Origin of the sequence: Aeromonas sp. 600276 (genome assembly GCF_049175815.1) — a bacterium.
In the GTDB taxonomy this organism is placed as follows: Bacteria; Pseudomonadota; Gammaproteobacteria; order Enterobacterales; family Aeromonadaceae; genus Aeromonas; species Aeromonas dhakensis.
Genome location: NZ_JAAKVU010000042.1, coordinates 1 through 986, shown reverse-complemented (window position 1 = coordinate 986; position 986 = coordinate 1). Strand labels below are relative to the sequence as shown.

Genomic DNA, 986 nt, shown 5'->3' with positions numbered 1-986 from the left:
AACCGGATAACAAAACGGTACCCCTACCGTGTTATCTGGAGTCACCGTATGACCACCAACGAGAAAGTAGCACGTCGTAAACTCAGCCTGCTAGAGCTCGCCAAAGAACTCAATAACGTCAGCAAAGCCTGCAAGCTCATTGGCTACAGCCGCCAGCAGTTCTACGAAATCCGGCGCAACTACCAGACCTATGGCGCTGAGGGTTTGCTCGACAAATTGCCTGGCTGTAAAGGGGCTCATCCCAACCGGGTCGCGCCCGAAATTGAGCAGGCCATCCTCGATTACTCCCTCACCAGGCCTACCCATGGCCCGCTGCGGGTCGCGCAAGAACTCGCTCTGCAAGGCATCAACGTCAGTGCGGGCGGTGTGCGTGGCGTGTGGCAACGTCACGATTTGCTCTCCAAACATGACCGCTTGTTGCGCCTCGAGAAAACCCATAGGGAGCAGACGATTGAGCTCAATGACGAGCAAATTCGCCTGCTCGAGCGCTTCAGCCCCGAGTTCCGCGAACGCCAGATAGAGGTCCACTACACCGGGGAACTGGTGGCGGTCGACACCTTCTTCGTCGGTGCACTCAAGGGGGTGGGCAAGGTGTATCTGCAAACCGTGCTCGATTGCTACAGCCGCCACGCCTGGGGACGGCTCTACACCAGTAAGCTGCCGGTGACGTCGGTCCATGTACTCAACGAAACGGTGCTGCCGTTCTTCGAAGCCCATGAGGCACGGGTCTATACCATCTTGTCGGACAACGGGCGCGAGTTCTGCGGGCGCCCTGACCATCATCCCTACGAGCTGTTCCTGCAACTGGAGGGGATTGAGCACCGGACCACCAAGGTACGCAGGCCACAGAGCAACGGCTTTATCGAACGGTTGCATCGAACCTTGTTGGATGAACACTTCCGTATCAAAGGGAGGACAACCTGGTATGAGTCGGTGGAGCAGATGCAGACAGACCTGGATAGCTATCTGGAGCACTACAACAACCA

Annotated in this window: 1 protein-coding gene; it reads left to right on the top strand. The window is 57.2% G+C overall.

Features of this window, described 5'->3' with window-relative positions; genetic code table 11:
* Positions 1 to 48 precede the first annotated feature (48 nt).
* A partial coding sequence (locus G5134_RS21195; protein ID WP_421232179.1) for an IS481-like element ISAs19 family transposase occupies positions 49 to 986 on the top strand: 938 nt, incomplete at its 3' end.